Here is a 17483-nt window from a genome sequence, read left to right as displayed (position 1 = left end):
GCGTGGCAGCGGACGCGTGCGTCTTGGGAGGGGGCTGGCGTCCTGCTGCCGGGACCCGGCAGCATGACGCCAGCCAGGACGTCTGATCGGGATCGGTGCGCGCGAGCCGGTGTGGCGGCAAGGTGATTGCGGCATCGCCGGGGCCGACGAGAGGGGACGGAATGCGAGCGGAGCGTCGGGACACACAGGCTCGTCGTTCGGCTGCCGACGGGCTCGCCGAACACCTGCGGAGTGTCTTGTGGGGGCCCGCGGAGTTCGTCGGGGTTCCCGGAAGGCTGCTGGCCGAAGGGGTGTTGGCCGGAACCGTTGCGGCAGCCGCGATCGTCGGGTCGGCCTTTGCCGGGATGTGGGGCGGCCCCCGGGGGCTGGTCACCGGCGAACTCGGTGTGGTCGTGGTCGCCGCCTTGGTGCTGTACCTGATGGTGCTGCGAGCAGGGCGTGTACTGATCGGACTCGTCGCGGTGCTGGGAGCATGCCTGTCCTTCATGGCGCCCGATGTCGCGGCCGGGGTCGTGCTGCAGCATCGCGGCCTCGTGGAGCCCGCACGGGTGGCCTCGGTACAGACGACGACTGAGCACGGCCGCACCGTCTGCTCGGTCGAAGGCGTCGGTGCCGTCCGGGCGGGCGCCGAGGTATGGCGCGGATGTGCCGCGTCGATCGCGCCGGGGGACACCCTGCCCGTGGTGTACGACCCTCGGGGGCGGGTGCCCGCACGCGGCGTCGCCGCGCCGGGAGAGCTGGTCAAGGCAGAACTTTGGCTGGCCGCTCTCGCCATCGTGTTCGTGGGCGTGTGCACGGTGGCGGTGGTGCGCTCGTTCCGGCTGGAGGCAACCGGGCACGGAGCCTGAGCACCCGGCGGCGGGCGGCCTGCCGTACGTGCACCCAGGCCGTTTGCGAGGGGACGCCCTCCCGGTCGGTGGCGAAGAACATGTACCAGCCGGAGGGGACGAGAGCATGGTTGTCCGGCACACTCACGCTTGGGCCGCCCCTGTCCCGGCGGGTGATGTCGAGGGCGATGGAACGCTGGTCGAAGTCGGTGTTGTGCGTGGCGGATCCAGGCCGCATGAGATGTCCCTGCTGGATGCGCGCGGCGTCCGGGGTGTGCAGAGCCTGTCGGGCACCGGGCACCGGCCGCACTGTCCGGGGACGGTGTCGCGTGCATCGTTCGGCAGAACGGTGCCGGGGCCGCTACGAGGTAGGCAGTTCGGGCGCGGCTTGCCTCGGGGGGCGTGCAGCGCGGAAGCGAGTTGCTGGTCCGCGGTGATGTGCGGCAGTACGTCGGTGAGGTCTCCCGTGGTGGTCGGCGCCCCGTCGGGCTGCTCGGCGAGTGCTTGTGCCACCGCTCGCGCGGTGGTGATGCCCACGTGGGTATCCGACGGGTCGGGGACGGGCAGCGCTCCTTGCCCGGACCGGCTCAGCCGGTCGGTGCTTCGGTCAGTTCGAGAGCGGTGGCCAGTGGCGCGGGCAGCGGTTCCATGACGGAAGCGACCGTCTCGGCGCCGATGAGGGCGCCTCGGGCCGGTCCCTCCAGGTCGATGCCGCGGCGCCGCAGCTTGAGAGCGCAGATGGTGTCGCGGGTCAGGGCCCGGCTGGTGACGATCGCCAGCATCAGCGGCAGGATGATGGAGTACTCGCCGGTGGGCTCGAAGAGGATCACCACGGCGGTGATCGGGGCGCGGGAGGCGCCCGCGAAGACAGCCGCCATGCCGACCAGCGCGTACGCGCCCACGGACCCGGCCGAAGGCGGCGCCCAGCATCGTCCCGATGAACAGGCTCGGCGCGAACACGCCGCCCGAGCCGCCGATGCCGACGGACAGGCGGGTGGCGATCATCTTGCCGACGAGCAGGGCGAGCAGGAACCCGATCGCGTATTCCCCCTCCTTGGCGCCCTCCGGGACGGGATAGCCCGCGCCCACATCTCGGGCAGGGCCAGCTGACGGTACGGCGGCGGTTCTGCGACGCATCCGACTGCCCGCGGGTCACGTTCGCCGAGCAGGTGAACGGGCTGACGGTGCGCTATGGGCGGCGAACACCTCAGCTTGGTCCTGTGGGCTGTGGGGCTTTCCTGGCCCGGCGCCGCTTCACCAAGTACGCCCGGCTCCTGCCGGCCGCCGCAGTCCAGTGGCCGCCCCGGCGCTGAACTCTCTCATCGGCCCCTGGCTCTGTCAGGGCTTCGTTGAGGAGGCCGGGGGCGACCGGTTTTCACCTGCTGAGGCGGTCGGCCAGGAAGAACAGGCCCCAGACGAAGCCGCCGGACGCGAGGACGCTGACGACGGAAAGCACGGTCAGCAACGCGGCTTCCTGCCCCTGCCGATTTGCTCGCAGCCTCCTGGGCGGGCGGGAGGTGTTGCTGTCGGGTCGGTCGGACATCGAGGTATCTCCAGTGATCATTGGGACGGTCGCTGAATCAAGTCGGGGAACTTGCCCGCCTGTTGTCTTTCTGCCGCGGTCCGGGCAGCGGTGTCCTGGCAGGCCGGCCGTATCGCAGAGGGCCAAGTGAGTCAGAGGGTGTGGTCGTGGTGGTCCAAGAGCCGGTCGAGGCCGATGGTGCACAGGGTCGCGCGTGCCTGCAGGCTGGCGTTGCGGACGGTGATGAGGGTGTCCCTGGGCGGTGCGGGCGGCGGCGAAGATGGCTCGGGTGTCGTCGCCGGTGAGCACAGTGGTCTTGGCAAGCTCGATTTCCAGGGCCGTCGGGTGGGTGGCGAGATGAGGTCAGCGCCTTCATCGTCCCGGGGTTGGTGGAGGCGTCCAGTACGCCGCGCAGGTGCACGACAGCCGGACTCTTCCCGGTTCGGGCGCCCCTGCGGGCGAGTGTCCTGGCCTCACTGGGGGCCAGACGCAGCGTGAGAGCGGCAACGGTCAGGCACAGATACCGGATCCAGACCGGAACAGCGCCGGCCGTCAGGGTCAGCGCACATGCTCCGAGCCAGGCTCCCGCCCGCAGGAGGGCGCTGTTGACCGGTGGTCGCTTCATCCAGTGCTCCCTTGCGGGCGCTGGTAGATGTCGGGAATGCCGTCGGCGTCGGCGTCCCGGTTCTCTTCCTCGTACAGGCGCCGGTAGATGGCGGGCCTATACCCGAATCCTGGAAACGGGTTGTGCGGCTGGCGTCAGCGTAGTTGGTGTGAGGTGGAAGGCGTTCTGGAAGCGCGATCGGTGATCGTTGTCCGGGGTGGGAGTCCCGGATGGTGCACCACTCGAAGATGCCGACGGTAAGCCGGTCAAGGTAGGAGGCCAAGGCAGTTACTACCCGCGGGGGTGAGGAATCGCTGAAGACGATGCTTCCGCACCTGAACGGGACAGTCGTGGAGGTCGGCTCCACGGAATTCTTGGACGGGTCGCCTGGCGTGAAGTTCCCCAGCTGCATCTGCAATGACGAGAGGGGCCGGTGCGCGGTGCCGAGCGAGCCTGCCGCCTTCTTCCGGTACGGGGGGCCAGACGCGAACGTCTCGGTGAAGGCATCCGCGGACTTGCCGACCCACAGGCCGCGGAAGTACCGATCTTGCTCAGGTTCGTCTGCGCCGCATCGCTTTTGCCGGGGACACGGCCGACGGCCGACACCTGATCCCGTACGGTTTGGACATCGTTCGGCGCCGGATCGAATCCGCGGTTCGGGTACGTGCCGGAAGCCAAATTGACTGTCCCAATGCATGACAATAGCCGCCGTACGCTACCCCGCTCCCTAACATGCCTCTCGGCACGCTTGTCCCTGCTGGCGCGCACTCATCCTGAGCCACGAACGTATCGGTGGTATCGCCATCGCACCATGGCCCTTCATCTCTCGCCAGGGCCGGAGGAGGAAGCACCGTCGTGGACGTGCAGCGGATGTTGAACGGATTGATGAAGGCCGGGTCGCAGGGCGAGAGTGAATACACGGTGCGACCGCACTTCGTCAGCACGAAGACGTTCGCGGCTTTTGCCTACGTCGCCGCACAGGTTGGCTACCGCTATGTGGGCCATGTGCCCGCAACTGATGCTACGAACAATCCGTTCTTCTCTTTTCAGCGGACCCCGGATGCCCGCGAGCGGGCCATGGCCGCTGTCGCCGCCCACCCCGGCATGCTGCTAGGTGGCCCGTTGCCCGGCATGCGGCCGGGTGGCGGACTGCGGCCGCTGCCGGAGGCCCAGCCTGAAGTGGACCTGCTGTACTCGCAGATGATCCTTGACGCCTGCAGCCGCTACAGCCGACGGGTGCTGGGTAACCTCCTGATCCTGCTGATCGTGGGAGCGGTCTTCCTTGCTTTCCGCGGCTACACGCTCGACCGTGTGCTCCTCGTCGGCGGGGCATGGCTGGCGCTCTTCGCGCTCTATGTCATCGGTCTCGCGGTGACGCGTCGCAGGCAAGCCACTCATCGCGCGCGGCTGAACAGGGCAAGCGTGGAGTGGCCACCATGCCGGACGCGGTGAGCAGCCGACGGCTCTGCTTTTCGGCGCCGGACTTTAGTCCCGGGAGCCGGCGAAGTCATCGCACGCCGGGTCGAGGTCGTTGTGGCCGATCTTGCTGGAGTCCGTTCCGGCCATCTCTTTCGAGGCGCTCTTCATGTCCCCACCGCTGATCTCGAGGGCCTGAGCCATCTCCCGCGCTTCGTCTCCCGCGAACTTCAAGAAGGACACGACCTGCCCCCGTTGAACTGCTTCCTCAGGCCGTGGGGGGACTCCGCCCTGCTCTGATGGGGATGAGCGGGCCCAGCGCGCGGCGGTGCGTCAAGAGATCGGGGCGCGAGGGGAGCTCATCGATGACTGGCCGGTTCTAGGGAACGCAGCATCGGAACCGCAACGCTCCGGCTTGGCCGTCCGCCTGGAGCTCGGCGACCTCGTGCTGTGGACCGCCGACGTGCTGGTCTCCCGTTCCCGCCTCGCGACCGACAGGTCATGGCCGACCTCGGTCCTTAGCAGGCTCCGCCCGCTCCAGGAGCCCCGCGACGGCGTGCAGCCGTTCATCCGCAAACCCCTGGGGCCGTCCGGCCAAGACCAGTCCATCGGGGATGGTTCGCGCTTGGCAGGGGTGAGGGGCACCTGGGGCTTCGCCGGGGGATAGGTGTCCGGTGAACGGACCAGGCTGCCTGGATAACGGTCTGGTTTCGTTCGCTGGCGCTTTCGAACATTACTCATGGTTATGTGACATGCATCACTAAAGGAATCGCAAAGGTCGTGGTAAAACTGCGCAACTCCGCAGGTGGCATCACCTCTCGCCACATGCCGGAGCGGCCGGCCCCACCGGCAGTGCGACCAGGGTGCTTACGTTCCGAATCCGCGGTACGTGAGCCAGTGGTCGCCGATCGGACAACGGCGTTCGCTCAAACCGCACATCATTCCGGCGCAATCCCCGGCGCCGGTCCTGCGCCATCGAGGTAGCCACCGTGTCACTCGACTCCATCACCACTTCCGTCGACGAAGCCGTCAGCGGATTCTTCGAGCCCATAGCCAAATGGCTCGGAGAAGTCGTCTTCTACTCAGTCCCCGTCGCCGGCACAGAACTGCCCCTCATCGTTGCCTGGCTCGTCGTCGCAGGTCTGGTCTTCACCGCCTGGTTCGGTCTTGTGCAGGTCAGAAAGTTCAAACTCGCCGTTGACGTGGTGCGCGGGAAGTACGACGAGAAGGGGTCGGCCGGAGAGGTCAACCACTTCCAGGCGCTGACCGCCGCTGTCTCCGGCACCGTCGGTCTGGGCAACATCGCGGGCGTGGCCGTCGCCGTCTCCATCGGCGGCGCCGGTGCCACCTTCTGGATGATCCTGTGCGGCCTGCTGGGCATGGCCACCAAGTTCGTCGAGGTCACCCTGGGAGTGAAGTACCGCGAGGTGCACGCCGACGGCACCGTCTCCGGCGGCCCGATGCACTACCTGCCCAAGGGCCTGGCCGACCGCTTCGGCAAGAACGGCAAGACGCTCGGCAAGGTCCTCGGGATCCTCGCCTCCGTCATGATCCTGTTCTTCGGCCTCTTCGGCGGCAACCTCTTCCAGGTCAACCAGTCCTACGCCCAGCTGGTCTCCGTCACCGGTGGCGAGGACGGCCTGATGGGCTCCTCCGCAGGCGCCCTGTTCTTCGGCATCCTCATCGCCGCTCTTGTCGGCATCGTGCTCCTCGGCGGCATCCGCTCGATCGCCAGCGTCACAAGCAGGCTCGTGCCCGCCATGGCCGGCATCTACATCGCGGCGTGCCTCGTCGTGATCCTGGTCCACGCCACCGCTGTCCCGGCCGCGATCGGCACGATCATCGAGGGTGCGTTCAACCCTGAGGGCGTCGCCGGTGGTGTCCTCGGCGCGCTGATCATCGGATTCAAGCGGGCCGCCTTCTCCAACGAGGCCGGCCTGGGCTCCGCGCCGATCGCGCACTCCGCGGTCAAGACCAAGCACCCCGCCAGCGAGGGCCTGGTCGCTCTGCTTGAGCCGTTCATCGACACCGTCGTCATCTGCACGATGACCGCGCTGACGATCGTCATCGCCGACCCCGCCAGCTGGGCCGAGGCCCGCAAGGACCCGGAGTCCGTCGGTGGCGTCACCATCACGTCGGACGCCTTCGCCACGGTCATGCCCTGGTTCCCGTACATCCTCACCGTCGCGGTGATGCTGTTCGCCGTTTCCACCGTGCTCACGTGGGGCTACTACGGCCTCAAGGCATGGACGCACCTCTTCGGCCGCAGCAAGGCCAGCGAGCTGACGTACAAGGTCGTCTACACCCTCTTCGCGATCGCCGGATCGCTCCTGACGCTGCAGACCCTGATCGACATGGCCGACGCGGTGCTCTTCATGCTCGCCGTCATCAACATCATCGGCCTCTACCTTTTGGCCCCGGTCGTCAGGCGCGAGCTGAACTCCTTCCTGGAGTTCGTCCGCGCTCGCAAGGCCGGCGCCGAAGGTGACGAAGACCAGGAGTCGGTGAAGACCGCCGTCTGACCGCCCCCGCGGCCCGGCTCCTGAGCGGGCCCGTTCACACCTGGCGCCTTGGTGTGGACGGGCCCGTTCGCCATGGCTGTAGCACACATTTAAGCAGGTGAAATGAGGCCTGGCGGGGGTCGCGTAAGGCGGTTAGGGTGTAAAGAACGCGTCAATGGTCTGCCCCAGGCGGCCGTATCGGGCGCGTGGTGTGCCGGGAAGTCTGGTCGGCGTCCTTGGGCCCTCATGCCCTCATGTCGATGCCCTGGAGGTTTCCCCGATGGCTGCCGCGCCCCGTGAGCGTTCTCCCTTCCTCGGCCTCCTGCCGCTGCCGGAGCGCAACGCAGTCGTGCAGGCGCTCAGGACGGAGACAGTGGGCGGACTGGTGCTCCTCGCCGCCGCCGTCGTGGCGCTGGTGTGGGCGAACACCCCGTGGAGCGGGGTATACGAGCAGATACGCGACTTCCACTTCGGCATACCCGCCCTCGGCCTGGACCTGTCCGTGCAGCACTGGACCGCCGACGGACTGCTGGCCATCTTCTTCCTGGTCGCCGGTATCGAACTCAAACGGGAACTGGTCGTCGGCGAGCTCCGCACCCCCGCCACCGCGGCGCTGCCGGTCATCGCCGCCTTCTGCGGCATGATCGTGCCCGCCGCCGTCTACACGTTCACCATCACGGCCGGAGGGGGCAGCGCGAAGGGCTGGGCTGTTCCGATGGCCACCGACATCGCCTTCGCGCTGGCGGTCCTGGCCGTCCTGAGCACTCACCTTCCTGCCGCGCTCCGGGCCTTCCTGCTCACCCTTGCCGTCGTCGACGACCTCGGCGCGATCCTGATCATCGCGGTCTTCTTCACCAGCGACCTGAACTTCGCCGCTCTCGGCGGGGCCTTCGCCGGACTCGCCGTCATCTACGCCCTCCAGCGCTTCCGCGTACACGGCTGGTGGTGGTACGTCCCGCTCGGCCTCGTCACCTGGGCGCTGATGTACAACGGCGGCGTCCACGCCACCGTTGCCGGCGTCGCCATCGGCCTGATCCTGCGCACCACCCGCGACAAGAGTGAGAGCGCATCGCCCGCCGAACGGACCTCCCACCTGCTCCACCCTGTTTCCGCGGGCGTCGCGGTTCCCCTGTTCGCGCTGTTCGCCGCCGGTGTCGGCGTCTCGGGCGCGGCCCTGGGAGAAGTGTTCACCCGGCCGGAGCCGCTGGGTGTGGTTCTGGGCCTCGTCATCGGCAAGACCTTCGGCATTTTCGTCGGCACCTATCTCGCCGCCCGCTTCACCCGGGCCAAGCTGAACCCGGATCTCGCCTGGGCGGACGTCTTCGCCCTCGCGGTGCTGGCCGGAATCGGCTTCACCGTCGCCCTGCTCATCGGCGAACTCGCCTTCCCCGACCCGTCCACCGCCGAGCACATCAAAGCCGCGGTTCTGATCGGCTCCCTCATAGCCGCCGGCCTGGCGACTCTCCTCATCAAGCGGCGAAACGGCGTGTACCGGCGCCTGTACGACGAGGAGACCCGTGACGACGACCACGACGGCATCCCCGACATTTACCAGCGGGCCGATACCGCCGAGCGCTGACAGGAAGCCCCTCATGGACGCCTCCGTACTGCCCGTGGCGGTCATCGCCGCCGCCCTGGTCATCAAAACGGCCTTGGCTGAGATCCGCGCCCCTGGCAGCGCTCGCCGGGAATGGGCCTTCGTCACCGATGGCGAGGCCATGCTCTCCGGTGCGGCGGCGGCCTTCTGCCTAGGGGCCATGGGTTGGTCCTACGCGGGACACGGCGCGGTCGCGTGGGCGGGACTGGTAGGACTACTGGTGGCTTACCTGATCGGAGGGCGCCGCCCCGGCCCCTGATCCTGGCGGAACGTGTCCGTCCCCAGCGGTGAGAAGGGCTTTAGTCGTCGGACCTCTTGGCCCGGCGCGGCACCGTCGGCGTCCGCGCCGCCTCGGCCTCGGCCTTGGCGTCGTTCACCGCGGCGGCGGCTTGCTTTGTGGCCTCGTCTACGGCCGTTACGGCATCGAGTGGGGGCCTCGATTCCGCCTCGGGCTCTGGAGCTCTGCCTCCATCCGAGCGCTGCGCGGAGTTCGCGGTGGTTGCTTCTTCGGGCTGTGGAGGTGTCGGAAGCCCCATCGCCGAGTGATCGCCGAACGCGGTGGTGACGGTGCGGACCGCCTCGGTCAGCTCTCCCGGGATCACCCAGAACGTGTTGTTGTCGCTGTTCGCCAAGTGCGGGAGCGTCTCGAGGTACTTGTAGGCCAGGATCTTCGGATCGGCATTGTTGCGGTGGACGGCCTGGAAGACACGCTCGACCGCCTTGGCCTCGCCGTCCGCCCGCAAGATCATGGCTTGTTGCGTGCCCTGTGCTTCGAGGATGTCCTTCTGCTTCGTACCTTCCGCGGTCAGGATTTTGGCTTGCCGTTCCCCTTCGGCGTGCAGGATGGCCGCGCGCTTGTCACGTTCGGCCCGCATCTGCTTTTCCATCGCTTCTTTGATGGTCTGGGGCGGATCGATGGCCTTGATCTCGACGCGGTTGACCCGGATGCCCCACTTGCCGGTGGCCTCGTCGAGGACGGTGCGAAGCTGGGCGTTGATCCGCTCACGCGAGGTGAGCGTTCCCTCCAGATCCATGCTGCCGATGACGTTGCGCAGTGTGGTCACGGTGAGCTGGTCGATCGCCTGCAGGTAGTCAGCGACCTCGTACGCCGCCGACCGCGGGTCAGTGACTTGGTAGTAGAGCACGGTGTCGATGTTGACCACGAGGTTGTCCTCGGTGATCACCGGCTTGGGCTGGGACGAGTACACCTGCTCGCGTACGTCGAGTTTGGTGTTGATGCGGTCGGCTACCGGCATGACGAAATTAAGGCCGGGCTGCAGCGTCCGGCGATATCGGCCGAAGCGCTCGACGTTGTAGCGGCGCGCCTGCGGGACGATCCGCACAGTAGAGGCCACGAGGAAGACGACAACGAGCGTCGTCAAAAGAAGCACGATGGCAACCGGATCCACACTTCCTCCATTGCTAGAGGTTCAGCCGTTCACGGAAGGAGTTCGCGGGGATAGACGATGGCGGTGGCACCTTCGATCTCCATCACGTCCACCAGCCTGCCCACCGGGATCACATGACTTTCGTCGAGGGCGCGGGCGGACCAGTCTTCGCCGGACAGTTTGATCAGGCCGCAGGTCGCCGTGACCTCCTGCATCACCTCGGCACGCTTGCCGATCAGACCGTCGCTGCCCTCGCGTGTCAGGGGTGGCTGTGCCATGTGCCGCAGCGCAATGGGACGGATGATCACCAGACCCGCTACCCCTGTCGCTGCGAGGGCGACGAGCTGACCGAGAATGCCGATACCTACACCGGCGACTACGGCGGCCACCAGTGCAGCACCCGCCAGCAACCCGAAAACGAGCGTCAGGGTGAAAAACTCCACGGCCCCAAGCGCCGCGGCGGTGAGAAGCCATAGGAACCACGGCATCGGATCGGCCTCCCTCAGGGGGACTCTGCTTCCAAGCTACCTTCCCGAACCCTGACAGAACAGAATTATCACGCCCGATTACGTGCAACTCCTGCCTTCACGCGAACTGAAAAGCTACCTGCAGCCGTTGGGGCTGCCAGCACACCGACGGGACCCTGCACGTTCTTGATAAGGCATTGACAGATTCCTGACAGGAGCTTGAGCGCTTGGATGTCGGTGTCAGGGAGTCGCCACCGTCCCGCAGCGGTCCAGCTATTTCCTGATCGTTCCCGACAATGGCTGCTGCGACTGGCGAACTGCGGCGAGAGGCGCCTCTCATCCTTCGGGGTCAGCCAGGGCACGGAAGAAGCCGATCCGGCCCAGTGTCGCCGTCGCTCTCTTGTCGGCGTGTGTGACGATCAGGCGCGTGTCCCTCTCACGGGCCGCCACCAGCGCCGAGAAGAGCGCCATGCAGCCATCCGGGCTGAGGTATGTGACCCTCCCCAGGTCCACTTCCAGGACTTCCAGTCCGGGGGTGAGCGCGTTAACCAGCAGTCGTCCGGTGGAGGCGGCGTTTACGCCGCTGATCTCGCCGCGCAGACGGACCGATGTGTGTGCGTGCTCCTGCTTTGGTTCGGATCGTCGGCGGAGTCGGAAGCGGGGCATTGCAGCTCCAGAGGGCAGCGGGACACGATCGCCGACCAGACTTCCCGGCACACCTGTGCACCACGCTACGTCCCGCTCCCCGAATACGCCCACAGATGTACGGCCGGTGCACCGCGCGGAGCTTAGGACGTCCGGCGGGTGTCTCAGGACGTGCGAGGGAGCACGGCCGTTCAGGGCGGTGGCAGACCATGTCCCGCCCGGCATCAACAGCGCGTAAAGACTGCCGGAACACGGCAGTGAGTTGCTGGTGCCCGGCAGGCCAGTATGGGTCTGGCAGGAACGGGGGCCTGACCCCGGTGCCGGATTGCGGAAGCGTAATGCGGCGCCGAGGTCCGAGCTGCGGAAGCGTCAAGGGGGTGAGGCATGTCGGAGTTTCTCGAGGCAGCCACGGGTTTTCCGACCCTCGTCTTCACCTCTGCCCTGGTCGTCGTCCTCGGCTTCTGGCTGCTCGTCCTGTTCGGCGGGGCCGAGGCGGACGGTTTGGATCCGGACGCGGACCGCGACGTGGCGGGTCTTTGCGGCGTGCCGGTCACCGTGGCGGCCTCGATGGCGGTCGTGGTGGCGTGGTTCACCACCCTTGCCGGGTCCGTGCTCATCGCCAGAGCCGGTCTGACTGGGCTCGCCCATACGGCGACCGGCCTCGTGCTGCTACTCGTCTCCGTACCAACGGGCTGGGGGGCCGCACGCGTTCTCGTACGCCCCTTGGCGAAGCTCTTCCCCGATGGACCGGGGCCGTCCCGGCATGACTTCATCGGGTCGCTCTGCACCATCCGCACGGGGCGGGTGGACGAGGGCTTCGGCCAGGCGGAGGTCACGGCCGGGGACGGCGCTGTCGCCCTCGTACAGGTCAGGCAGAACCCGCGGGCCCGCGAAGGTGCGCTGACCGCCGGCAGCAGAGCGCTGCTGTACGCCTACGACGATGCCGGCGAGTTCTTCTGGGTCGCGCCCTACGCGGCGTCGTTGGACCCCGGCCGCCCGCGCCGCGGCCACGACTGACCGCCTGGCCCGAACGCCTGCGTCGCCCTGTTCGCTCCACTCGCTCACCGGGCCCCGATGCCCGGGAATCTTGAGGACTTCACATGGATGCCATCACCCTGGGCATCGGCGTGTCCGTCGCCGCTGTCCTGCTCATCGTCATCGTTCTGCTGTTCACGGTCACCCGCTTGTTCCGCAAGGTGGAGCAGGGCAAGGCGCTGATCGTCTCCAAAATGCGGAAGGTCGATGTGACCTTCACCGGTCAGGTCGTCCTGCCCGTGCTGCACAAGGCCGAGGTGATGGACATCTCGGTGAAGACCATCGACATCATGCGGACCGGACGTGACGGCCTGATCTGCCGGGACAACATTCGCGCCGACATCCGTATCTCGTTCTTCGTGCGGGTCAACAAGACCATCGAGGACGTCATCCGGGTCGCGCAGGCAATCGGCACAGCGCGAGCGAGCGACCAGAACACGCTGCAGGAGCTGTTCAACGCGAAGTTCTCCGAGGCGCTGAAGACGGTCGGCAAGCAGATGGACTTCGCCGACCTCTACACCAAGCGTGACGAGCTGCGCGACCGCATCATCCAGGTCATCGGCACCGATCTGAACGGCTACAGCCTGGAGGATGCGGCGATCGACTACCTGGAGCAGACGCCGCTTGCCCAGCTTGACCCGTCCAACATCTTGGACGCGCAAGGCATCCGGAAGATCACCGAACTGACGGCTGTCGAGCACGTACGCACCAACGAGTTCACGCGGCACGAGGAGAAGGAGATCACCCGGCAGAACGTCGACGCCCGCGAGGCCATTTTGGAGCTGGAGCGCCGCCAGGCGGACGCCGAGATCAAGCAGAAGCGTGAGGTCGATACCGTCCGGGCCCGTGAGGAGGCCGAGACGGCGCGGGTGGTGGAGGAGGAGCGCCTGCGTTCGCAGGGAGCGTTCCTCCTCACCGAGGAGAAGCTCGGCGTGCAGCGGGAGAACCAGGCCCGTGAGGTCGCCGTCGCCCAGAAGAACCGCGAGCGGGTCATCGCCATCGAGAACGAGCGCATCGAGAAGGACCGTCTGCTCGAAGTCATTGCCAGGGAGCGGGAGACGGAGCTGACCCGTATCGCCGCCGAAAAGGAGGTCGAGGCGGAGAAGCGCGAGATCGCCGAGGTGGTCCGCGAGCGGGTGGCCGTGGACCGCACGGTCGCCGAGCAGGAGGAATCCATCAAAAAGCTCCGGGCTGTGGAGGAGGCGGAGCGCGGGCGGCAGACCGTGATCATCGCCGCCGAGGCGGAGGCGCAGGAAGGCCTGGTCAAGAGCATCAAGGCCGCCGAGGCCGCCGAGCAGGCCGCCACCCACCGGGCGGCCGAGGAGATCACCCTGGCCGAGGCCCGGCTGAAGGCCTCCGACCTGGACGCGCAGGCCAAGCTGCGTCTCGCAGAAGGCGTACAGGCAGAGGCGGCGGCGGCCGGGCTCGCCGAGGTCCAGGTCCGCGAGAAGGAAGCCGACGTCATCGAGAAGGCGGGCCGTGCGGAGGCCGAGGCGACCGAGGCCCGGATGCGCGCGGAGGCCGAAGGTGTGGAGGCGAAGCTGAAGGCCGAGGCGGCGGGGCTGACCGAGAAGGCGGCCGCGATGGCGGCCCTGGACGAGGCGTCCCGCACCCACGAGGAGTACAGGCTGCGCCTGGAGGCGGAGAAGGACATCCGTCTGGCGGGCCTCGAGGTGCAACGGCAGGTCGCCGAGGCACAGGCCACGGTTCTGGCCACCGGCCTCGAAAACGCCGACATCAGCATCGTCGGCGGTGAGTCGGTCTTCTTCGACCGCCTGATGTCGTCGGTCTCGCTCGGCAAGAGCGTCGACGGGTTCATGCAGAACTCCGAGACGGCCCAGGCACTGGCAGGGCCGTGGCTGGATGGCACCGCGAGCTTCACCGATGACCTCAGCCGGATACTCGGCTCCGTCTCCACCGCCGACATGCAGAACCTCACCGTCTCCGCCCTGCTGATGAAGCTCATGAAGGGCGGAGGCGAGCAGGCCGGGCAGCTGCGCGAACTGCTGGACAAGGCCGGCCAGTTGGGTCTTTCCGACATGCCGATCGCCGAACTGGACGGCTCCCTGAACGGCTCTCTCAAGAGCTGACCGAGACTGGCCGGGACTGCTCCACGGGGGTGAGCGGTCCCGGCCTTTCCACCGTCCGGCACGTGCCGTGCCGGACGGCACCGCAGGCACAGGACACACATGAAGGGGAGCCGGAGATGGATAGCGGGACCGGTCTGGATGCGGGAACATACGAGGTGCTGCGCGACCGTCTGGCGGTGCAGGCCCGGCAGCTGGCCGATCGCGCCACGGCTCTCAACGACCGGCGTGTGGCCGCCTTCGGCTCCACCGAGCTCACGCTCACCGGCACCGACAGCATCCGCACCGAGCAGACATCCGTATCCCGCGACATCATCGCCGTCGGTGACACCCTGCTCTTCGGCTACCACGTCCACGTCGGCCACAAGCCCGAGACCGCCATCGGGGACATCCTCGCGCTGCACGACCGCGACCTGAACCGCCTTCCCGACGACGCCGTCCCCGGACTTCTGGACGACCCGGACTTCGTCCGAGAGTTCGCCGCGCTCTTCCGCTACTACCGCGACGCACGGCTCCTCCAGCTCCGGCACGTCGACGGCAAGGTCCTCGCCGTATTCAGGACCGGCGAGAAGGCCGAGGACATCCGGGTCCTTCGCTGGGTGCTCTCCGCCGACGGTCGGGTCGAGTTCCTGGACGCGCGCGGCGAGCGCGACCACGTCTTCCCGTCCTCGCACGACTTCACCTGGACCGAGGCGACCCGCGAGGACCACGTCCCGGGCCGCCACCCGCACATCTCCATAGGCGGCGAGATCTTCGTCGGGACCGTCGGCGGCACCCTCACCGTCAAGGTCGAGAACGACACCGAGACAGGGGAGGGGGTCTACGAGGAGCCGGTCGAAGAACCGCTGCAGTCCCTCGCCGACGCGGACGTGTTCCACGCGCGCGTGGGCACGCTGATCCTGCTGCGCGTGCGCCCCTACAAGGAAGGCGGCTGGCGCCACCTCGTCTTCAACACCCTCACCCGGCACGTCATACGCCTGGACGGCATCGGGCAGGCATGCCGGCGCCTGCCCGACGACCAGGGCATCGTCTTCCCCGGGGGCTACTACCTGGCCACGGGGACGTACAAGACCTTCGACGCCCTGGACACCGGCGGCCTGGAGTTCGAGCGCGCGGTGCGCTCGCCCAACGGTGAGGACGTCCTCTTCGCGTTCCACGCGCGCGTGGAGGGGCGCACGCTGCTCCTGTCGTACAACATGATCCGCAAGGAGATCGCCACCCCGCTGTCCTGCCACGGGTACGCGCTCTTCGACGACGGCCTGCTGGCCGTCCTGCGCGTCGACACCACGGGACCCGCACGCGTCCACCCGCTGCAGCGGTGGCAGTCGCCCTACGTCTCCGACACCTATGTCGCCGCCCGCCCGGCGGGGGAGGGCCCGCTGGCGCGCATCGGCAACGCGGACCTCGTACGGGGCATCTCCGACTGCCTCTCCATCGCCCGGTCCGTCACCGAGACCACACCCACCTCCGAGGTGTACGAGGCGCTCGCCGCGGCCTGTGTACGGGCCGCCGACTCCTTCCACTGGTTCGGTGACGGCGAGGCGGGGGGTCTGGGGGAGCCGCTGAACGCTGTGCGCGAGACGGCCGAGCAGGTGGTCGCGGAGTTCGCCACTGTGCTGGCCCTGACCCGGCGGGCCACGGACGCGCTCACTGATTCGGCCGCACGCATTGCCGCTCTCGTTCGCCGCATCCGCGGGGAGGCCCCGCGCGATGCGCCCGAATGGGTGGAGCGGATCACGGAACTACGGCGCGCGCAGGGGCATTTGCTGACCCTGAAGGACATGCGGTATGCCGACGGTGAGCGCATCGACGCGCTGGCCGGGGACCTGGCGGCCGACATCGCATCGGCCGGGCAGCGGGCCGTCGCCTTCCTGGAGCGCCCGGACGCCTTCGCCGCCCACCACGCCGGGATCGAGGAGCTGACCGCCGATGCCGGCGCACTTACCACGGTCGCCGAGGCGGCCCCCCTCGCGGACCGGCTGCAGGAACTGACCGAGCAGCTCCAGACCGTCACCGAGGTCGTCGCCGGTCTCGACGTCGGCGACGCCACCGTCCGCACGGGCATCCTGGAGCGCGTCGCGGCGGTACTCGCGGGCGTCAACCGGGCCCGTGCCACGCTGGAGGCCCGGCGCCGCGAACTGACCGCGCACGAGGGGCGGGCCGAGTTCGCCGCCGAGTTCTCCCTGCTCGGCCAGGCAGTCACCGGCGCCCTCGCCGCGGCCACGACTCCCGGGACCTGCGATGACCAACTCGCCCGCCTCCTCCTCCAACTGGAGAATCTGGAAGGGCGGTTCGTCGGCTCGGACGAGTTCCTCGCCGAACTCGACGCCAAGCGCACCGAGGTGTACGACGCGTTCGCCTTGCGCAAGCAGACGCTCGCCGACTCCCGCGCCCGGCACGCCGAACGCCTCGCCGTCTCCGCCACCCGCGTCCTGGACACCGTCGGGCGCCGCCTGGCCGTGCTCGCCTCCGCGGACGAGATCAGCACGTACTTCGCCTCCGACCCGATGGTCGGCAAGGTCCGCCGCACCATCGACGAACTGCGCGAACTCGACGACCAGGTGCGGGCCGAGGAACTGGAAGGGCGTCTGAAGGCCGCCCGCCAGGAGGCCGCTCGCTCGCTGCGCGACCGTACCGAGCTGTACGCGGACGGCGGCGACACCATCCGCCTGGGCCGCCACCGCTTCGCGGTCAACACCCAGCCCCTGGACCTCACCCTTGTCCCGGCTGCGGACGGCGACAACATGGCCTTCGCGCTCACCGGCACCGATTACCGTTCGTCGGTCTCCGACCCGTCCTTCACCGCACTGCGTCCCTACTGGAGCCAGCTGCTGCCGTCCGAGACCGCCGAGGTCTACCGTGCCGAACACCTCGCCGCCCGCCTCCTGGCCGAGCACGGACCCGAGGTTCTCCTGGACTGCGATGACCTGCCGGGCCTCGTACGCGCGGCGGCGGAAGCCTCGTACGACGAAGGGTATGAGCGCGGTGTCCACGACCACGACGCGACCCTGATCCTCGGTGCCCTGCTGCGCCTCCACGACGGCGCGGGCCTCCTGCGGCACACGCCCGAGGCGCGCGCGGCGGCCCAACTGTTCTGGGCGCACGGAACGCAGTTGGGGGAGCGTGACCTCTGGCAGCGGCGCGCGGTGTCGCTCGCCCGCGCCCGTGACACCTTCGGCCTCGCGCCCGCCATCGACGACCTGTGCGCGGAACTTGCCGAGCGGGTCGGCGGACCGGCTGCCGCATACCTCTTCGAGGAGCTCACCACCGGGCCGGCGGGTTTCGTCACCAAGACGCACACCCGCACCTTCCTGGACAAGTGCCGCCGTGCCATGGCCAGTTCGGCATACGAGGAGGACCTCGCGGGTATCTCCGACCTCGGTGTGCGGCGGCA

15 protein-coding genes and 1 pseudogene are annotated in these 17483 nt (G+C 68.2%); 8 read left to right on the top strand and 8 right to left on the bottom strand.

Features of this window, described 5'->3' with window-relative positions:
• Positions 1 to 290: 290 nt before the first annotated feature.
• Positions 291 to 848, top strand: a complete 558-nt coding sequence (locus IE226_RS42200) for a hypothetical protein (RefSeq protein WP_373307115.1) — start codon at positions 291 to 293, stop codon at positions 846 to 848.
• Here the strand turns inward: IE226_RS42200 and IE226_RS42195 are convergent.
• The 4 genes and pseudogenes from IE226_RS42195 to IE226_RS44685 form a co-directional block, all read right to left on the bottom strand.
• On the bottom strand, positions 742 to 1128 hold the full coding sequence (locus tag IE226_RS42195) for a DUF1929 domain-containing protein (protein WP_268251327.1): 387 nt from the start codon (positions 1126 to 1128) through the stop codon (positions 742 to 744). The genes IE226_RS42200 and IE226_RS42195 overlap by 107 nt on opposite strands.
• 101 nt (positions 1129 to 1229) lie before the next feature.
• Positions 1230 to 1933, bottom strand: a pseudogene (locus IE226_RS42190) (chloride channel protein); the annotation flags it as partial.
• A 269-nt stretch (positions 1934 to 2202) separates the two neighbouring features.
• Positions 2203 to 2370, bottom strand: coding sequence for a hypothetical protein (locus IE226_RS42185; RefSeq protein WP_190086840.1), 168 nt, complete (start codon positions 2368 to 2370; stop codon positions 2203 to 2205).
• 131 nt (positions 2371 to 2501) lie between these two features.
• Positions 2502 to 2672, bottom strand: coding sequence for a hypothetical protein (locus IE226_RS44685; protein WP_229871944.1), 171 nt, complete (start codon positions 2670 to 2672; stop codon positions 2502 to 2504).
• Positions 2673 to 3808: 1136 nt separating this feature from the next.
• On the opposite strand from IE226_RS44685, the gene IE226_RS42180 reads away from it, so the two are divergent.
• Positions 3809 to 4405 (top strand): hypothetical protein, encoded by a 597-nt coding sequence (locus IE226_RS42180; protein WP_190086839.1) that lies wholly within the window; start codon positions 3809 to 3811, stop codon positions 4403 to 4405.
• A gap of 33 nt (positions 4406 to 4438) precedes the next feature.
• On the opposite strand, the gene IE226_RS42175 is transcribed toward IE226_RS42180, so the two are convergent.
• Positions 4439 to 4612 carry a hypothetical protein gene (locus IE226_RS42175; RefSeq protein WP_190086838.1) on the bottom strand — a complete coding sequence of 58 codons (174 nt, stop codon included), beginning with the start codon at positions 4610 to 4612 and terminating at the stop codon, positions 4439 to 4441.
• Between the two features lie 746 nt (positions 4613 to 5358).
• Between IE226_RS42175 and IE226_RS42170 the strand changes: the two genes are divergently transcribed.
• The 3 genes from IE226_RS42170 (at position 5359) to IE226_RS42160 (ending at position 8726) form a co-directional block, all read left to right on the top strand.
• Positions 5359 to 6891 carry an alanine/glycine:cation symporter family protein gene (locus tag IE226_RS42170; RefSeq protein ID WP_190086837.1) on the top strand — a complete coding sequence of 511 codons (1533 nt, stop codon included), beginning with the start codon at positions 5359 to 5361 and terminating at the stop codon, positions 6889 to 6891.
• Positions 6892 to 7150: 259 nt separating this feature from the next.
• A complete protein-coding gene (gene nhaA / locus IE226_RS42165) occupies positions 7151 to 8449 on the top strand; it encodes a Na+/H+ antiporter NhaA (RefSeq protein ID WP_190086836.1) in 1299 nt (432 codons plus the stop codon).
• Between the two features lie 13 nt (positions 8450 to 8462).
• On the top strand, positions 8463 to 8726 hold the full coding sequence (locus IE226_RS42160) for a hypothetical protein (RefSeq protein ID WP_190086835.1): 264 nt from the start codon (positions 8463 to 8465) through the stop codon (positions 8724 to 8726).
• A gap of 40 nt (positions 8727 to 8766) precedes the next feature.
• Here the strand turns inward: IE226_RS42160 and IE226_RS42155 are convergent, their stop codons facing one another.
• From IE226_RS42155 to IE226_RS42145, 3 genes are all read right to left on the bottom strand, one after another.
• Entirely contained in the window at positions 8767 to 9876 is a 1110-nt protein-coding gene (locus IE226_RS42155; RefSeq protein ID WP_190086834.1) for an SPFH domain-containing protein, read from the bottom strand.
• Between the two features lie 29 nt (positions 9877 to 9905).
• On the bottom strand, positions 9906 to 10343 hold the full coding sequence (locus tag IE226_RS42150; protein ID WP_190086833.1) for an NfeD family protein: 438 nt from the start codon (positions 10341 to 10343) through the stop codon (positions 9906 to 9908).
• A gap of 315 nt (positions 10344 to 10658) precedes the next feature.
• A complete protein-coding gene (locus IE226_RS42145; RefSeq protein ID WP_190086832.1) occupies positions 10659 to 10988 on the bottom strand; it encodes an STAS domain-containing protein in 330 nt (109 codons plus the stop codon).
• A 363-nt stretch (positions 10989 to 11351) separates the two neighbouring features.
• Here IE226_RS42145 and IE226_RS42140 point away from each other — a divergent pair, with 363 nt between their 5' ends.
• The 3 genes from IE226_RS42140 to IE226_RS42130 form a co-directional block, all read left to right on the top strand.
• Positions 11352 to 11984 (top strand): hypothetical protein, encoded by a 633-nt coding sequence (locus tag IE226_RS42140; protein WP_190086831.1) that lies wholly within the window; start codon positions 11352 to 11354, stop codon positions 11982 to 11984.
• Between the two features lie 83 nt (positions 11985 to 12067).
• On the top strand, positions 12068 to 14092 hold the full coding sequence (locus IE226_RS42135) for an SPFH domain-containing protein (protein ID WP_190086830.1): 2025 nt from the start codon (positions 12068 to 12070) through the stop codon (positions 14090 to 14092).
• 116 nt (positions 14093 to 14208) lie between these two features.
• A partial coding sequence (locus IE226_RS42130; protein WP_190086829.1) for a DNA repair ATPase occupies positions 14209 to 17483 on the top strand: 3275 nt, incomplete at its 3' end.

The organism is Streptomyces longisporoflavus, assembly GCF_014649775.1.
Taxonomy (GTDB): Bacteria; Actinomycetota; Actinomycetes; order Streptomycetales; family Streptomycetaceae; genus Streptomyces; species Streptomyces longisporoflavus.
Note: the sequence above shows the minus strand (reverse complement) of the source record. Positions and strands in the feature narration are given on the sequence as shown.